The organism is Paraconexibacter sp., from assembly GCF_041602235.1.
GTDB lineage: Bacteria > Actinomycetota > Thermoleophilia > Solirubrobacterales > Solirubrobacteraceae > Paraconexibacter.
Genome location: NZ_JBFIGP010000298.1, coordinates 1 through 4,549, shown reverse-complemented (window position 1 = coordinate 4,549; position 4,549 = coordinate 1). Strand labels below are relative to the sequence as shown.

5 protein-coding genes and 1 pseudogene are annotated in these 4,549 nt (G+C 71.0%); all 6 read right to left on the bottom strand.

The window, feature by feature from the left end:
* The coding region (locus tag ABYE80_RS17470; RefSeq protein ID WP_372791585.1) for an adenosylhomocysteinase at positions 1-281 on the bottom strand (281 nt) is incomplete at its 3' end.
* Between the two features lie 19 nt (positions 282-300).
* A complete protein-coding gene (locus ABYE80_RS17465; protein WP_372791584.1) occupies positions 301-666 on the bottom strand; it encodes a MerR family transcriptional regulator in 366 nt (121 codons plus the stop codon).
* A 57-nt stretch (positions 667-723) separates the two neighbouring features.
* A complete protein-coding gene (locus tag ABYE80_RS17460) occupies positions 724-1,827 on the bottom strand; it encodes a bifunctional phosphoglucose/phosphomannose isomerase (protein ID WP_372791583.1) in 1,104 nt (367 codons plus the stop codon).
* A gap of 4 nt (positions 1,828-1,831) precedes the next feature.
* Positions 1,832-2,941 carry a sugar phosphate nucleotidyltransferase gene (locus ABYE80_RS17455; RefSeq protein ID WP_372791582.1) on the bottom strand — a complete coding sequence of 370 codons (1,110 nt, stop codon included), beginning with the start codon at positions 2,939-2,941 and terminating at the stop codon, positions 1,832-1,834.
* A 7-nt stretch (positions 2,942-2,948) separates the two neighbouring features.
* Positions 2,949-4,262 (bottom strand): UDP-glucose/GDP-mannose dehydrogenase family protein, encoded by a 1,314-nt coding sequence (locus ABYE80_RS17450; RefSeq protein WP_372791581.1) that lies wholly within the window; start codon positions 4,260-4,262, stop codon positions 2,949-2,951.
* 29 nt (positions 4,263-4,291) lie between these two features.
* A pseudogene (locus tag ABYE80_RS17445) lies at positions 4,292-4,549 on the bottom strand (LytR family transcriptional regulator); the annotation flags it as partial.

Genomic DNA, 4,549 nt, shown 5'->3' with positions numbered 1-4,549 from the left:
GCCGCGTGGTCCTGGGTCGAGAAGATGTTGCACGAGCACCAGCGGACCTCGGCGCCGAGCGCGGTCAGCGTCTCGATGAGGACTGCGGTCTGGATGGTCATGTGCAGCGACCCGATGATGCGGGCGCCCTTGAGCGGCTGCGAGGGGCCGAACTCCTCGCGGGTCTTCATCAGGCCGGGCATCTCGTGCTCGGCGAGCTGGATCTCCTTGCGCCCGTAGGCGGCGAGGGAGAGGTCGGCGACCTTGTAGTCGCTCGGGGACAGAACGGTGCTGGTGCTCATCGGTTCCTTGTCGGTCGTCTCAGGTGCGGGGCGCCCCGGCCGCGGCCAGGAGCCTCGAGTGCTTGTCCTGCTCCCAGCTCAGCCAGTCGCTGGCAGGGACGTGCTCAGGACGCGCGGGCTGGGCCTCGAACCACGCCTCCACAGCGTCCCGCAGGGTGCGGTCGCGGCGCAGGCGTAGTGCGAAACCGATCTCGCCGAGCCCCAGACCATGGGTGTCCAGCAACTCGCGCAGGGTGCGCAGCCGCTGGAGCTCGGCGGGTCCGTAGAGGCGGTAGCCGCCACCGGAGCGTGCGGGCTCGATCAGCCCGAGTCGCTCCACGTAGCGCAGCATGCGCGGGGACCAGCCTGTGGTCTCCGCCGCCTCGTTGATGGTCAGCGCGTCCATCCGGCGGCAACCTTACCACGATCGTGTCAAGGTTGGGAGGGCCGGTGCGCCCTCCCGCTACGACGCGGCCAGCTCGCCCTTGAGCTGCTCGACCGAGGGCAGCGGCCCCGGATCCTTGCCCCGGAGCACCGCGAGGTACAACGAGACGAGGTCGCCGAGGAGGACGAGCGAGAACACCCGCTCGGCGGCGGTGTGACCGATCGACGAGACGATGTGGGTCGACGCCGCGTGCGGCTCGACCAGCTGCCGGGTCAGCTCGACCCTCCCGCTCATCCGCGGGTGCGCGTCGGCATCGTCGAAGAACACGGCGCTGAACGGCCCGAGGCCGTCGGTGCCCTCCCAGCCCTGGATCTCGTTGTGGTCGAGCTCCGGCAGCTCGTGGGCGAACGCGGGCCGCTTGGCGTTGGCGTTGATCTGGCTCTTCCAGCGGTAGGCGACCGGCGCCGTCGTGCCGCACCCGGCGATCACGGGAACCGTGTTGGCGAGCGCGCGGGCCAGCGACTTGGCGGGGCCGTCCTCGGGGCCGTCGGGCCCCCACGCCACGACCAGCTCCTCGAGGTGCTCGGAGGCGACGTCGAGGTCCGAGGCGACGCGCGGACCGGCGCCGCAGGCGGCAGCCACCTCGAGTGCCGCAACCGTCACGTAGCCGATCGCCGCCCGGGAGCGCAGGCCCCCCGCCATCGGGATGACCGGGACGCCGTCCTTGCGCGCCATCTTGGCGAGCTTGCCCCCGGTCGTGGCGACGACGCGGTGCGCGCCCAGGGCTCCCGCTGCCTCGTAGCAGGCGAGCACCTCCTCGGTGTTGCCCGAGTAGCTCGTGCACAGGACGGTCGTGTCCGGCGTCGTCCAGGGCGGCAGACCGTAGTCCCGTGTGGTGAGGATCGGCCGGACGGCGTGGTCGCCGAGGATGGCGCGCGCCAGCAGACCGCCCATGCCCGAGCCGCCCATGCCGGCGACGACCAGCCCGGAGGGGCTGTCCCAGCTACCGAGGTTCGCCGACTCCGCCTTCCACAGCGCGTCGCGCAGGTGCTCGGGCAGCGCCAGGATGTCGGTGATCTGATCGCTCGTGTCGATCCGCGTGACCGTCGCGCGGTCGAGCGAGAGCTGCTCCGTCGTTCCCATCTCGTCCTTCTCCGCCTCGTTGCCCATACCTGGGATCACGCCTTCAGAACCGGATCGCGCCGTCGCCGACGGTCGCCCCGGGGAACACCTTGACACCTCGGCTCAGGAGATTGTCCCCTCCGAGCTGCACGCCCTCGCCCAGGACGGTCTCCTGCTCGGCGACGGTCCGGGATCCGATCGTGACCCGGGGGCCGACGATCGCGTCGCGGACGACGGCGTCCTCGCCCACGACGGCCCCGTCGAGGACGACGCTGCGCTCCACGACCGCACCGGCCTGCACCCGCGCACCGGAGGCGACGACGGCCCCGGGGCCGACCGTCGCCCCGGCCGCGATACGCGCTCCCGCCTCGATGATCGCCGGCGCGAGGACCGTGGCCGACGGGTCCACCTCACCGTCGACGGCCAGGCCGTCGTGCAGGCGGTCCAGCACGCCGGTCCGCACCTCGCCCGCGAGGATGTCCACCGTGCCCTGCAGGTAGCGCTGGGGCGTTCCGATGTCCAGCCAGTAGGCGTCGCGGTCGGCGTAGCCGTACAGGCCGTCGCCGACGAGCTCCGGCCAGACCTCGCGCTCGATCGACACCTTGCGGTCCGGCTCGATCAGGTCGAGCACCGAGCGCTCGAGCACGTAGATCCCGGCCGAGATCAGGTAGTCGTCGACGCCGTCGAGCTGGTCGGGCCCGGGCTTCTCGAGAAAGCCGGTGACCTCGCCGTCGGGCTCCGTGAGCACGAGGCCGTAGGCCGACGGATCCTCGACGGGCACGAGGCCCAGGGTCCCGGTCGCGCCCGACCGCTCGTGCTGCGCGATCTGGGCCCCGATGTCCACGTCGGTCAGCACGTCGCCGTTGAGCATCAGGAAGCGGTCCTGGAGGAACTCCTCCGCGTACTTCAGGGCGCCGGCGGTGCCGCGCGGCTCCGGCTCCTCGACGAACCGCAGCGAGATCCCGTAGTCCGACCCGTCGCCCAGGACCTCCTTGACCTTCGTGGCGAGGAACCCGCAGGACATGATCACGTCGTCGACGCCGTGGCCGTGCAGCCACTGGAGCATGTACGCCATGAAGGGCCGGTCGACGAGGGTGACGATCGGCTTCGGGATGCCCGAGGTGAGGGGTCGCAGCCGCGTGCCTTCGCCGCCGACCAGGATCACCGCCTGCATCTGCTGGTCAGCCCCGGCCGATGCCCTCGTAGACGAGCCCCGCCGCGGTGACCGCGGCCGGGTCCAGGAAGTTGCGTCCGTCGATGACGGTGGTGCCCGCCATCGCGTCCGCGACCGCCGGCCAGTCGAGCTCACCGAACTCGCCCCACTCGGTGACGAGGACCACGGCGTCCGCGTCCCGGACCGCGTCCATCGCGTCGCCGGCGAAGCGCACGCCGGTGATGAGCTTGCGGGCCTCCTCCTCGGCGACGGGGTCGAACGCGCTGATGCGCGCCCCGGCCGCCTGCAGCCGTGCCGACAGCACCAGCGAGGAGGCCTCGCGCATGTCGTCGGTGTTGGGCTTGAACGCGAGCCCGAGCAGCGCGATCTGCTTGCCGACCAGGCCGCCCAGGTGCTTCTCGAGCTTGCCGATCACGCGCCGCTTCTGGAGCTCGTTGACCTCGATGACCGAGTTGAGCAGCTGGAAGTGGTAGCCGCTGTTGCCGGCGAGCTGCTTGAGCGCGGTGACGTCCTTCGGGAAGCACGAACCGCCGAAGCCGATCCCCGCCTGCAGGAACTTCGGGCCGATGCGGGTGTCGAGCCCCATGCCCTTCGCGACCTCGATGACGTCCGCGCCGGTCTCCTCGCAGACGTTGGCGATCTCGTTGATGAACGAGATCTTCGTCGCCAGGAAGGCGTTGGCGGCGAGCTTGACCATCTCGGCGCTGGCGATGTCGGTGCGGACGAGCTCGCCCGGACCCTCCCCGCCGTGCTCGGCGGTCAGGAGCGGGCGGTACAGCTCGACGACGGCGTCGCCGGCCCAGTCGCCGTCGTCACCGACGACGACGCGGTCGGGCCGCAGGAAGTCGTCGATGGCCGAGCCCTCCTTGAGGAACTCGGGGCAGGAGACGTAGCGGAAGCCGCTCTTGCCCTGCTCCTCGAAGAGCCGCTTGATGCTGCGGCCGGTCCCGCACGGGACGGTCGACTTCATGACCAGGGCGTGCTCGTCGGACGCCGGCATGGACGCCACGACCGCGTGGACGGCCGACAGGTCGGCGTCCCCGCTGTAGGTCGGCGGCGTGCCGACCGCGACGAACAGCAGCCGGGCGGCGCCGAGGGCGTCGCTGATGTCCGTCGAGAAGTGCAGGCGCTCGCGGTTGCGCGCGATCATCTCGGCGAGGCCGGGCTCGTAGATCGGCACCTCGCCGTTCTTCAGCCGCTCGATCTTTCCGGCGTCGATGTCGATGCAGTGGACGTCGCTGCCCAGCTCCGCGAAACCCGCCGCAGTGACGAGTCCGACGTAGCCGGTGCCGATGACGCCGATGGGCTCTCGGTCTGCCATGAGGCGGGGAAGGGTAGCGATCGAGCGCCCTACTTCGCCCCCACGCGGGTCAGCGAGGTCGCGATTCCGAGCATCTGCGTGTTGGTCAGCGACTGCAGGAGGGTGTTGTGCACCCAGTACGCGGCGCGCTCCGTGCGCCACGCGACCAGGCGCAACCGGTCCCCGTCGAAGAAGAGCTCATAGGTGCGACCGTTGATGCGGCGCTTCTCCGACGGGTTGTCGAGGATCGGCGGGGCTCGCCAGGTCATCCCCTGGACGCCGTAGTACTGACCGATGCCCGGCGCCTG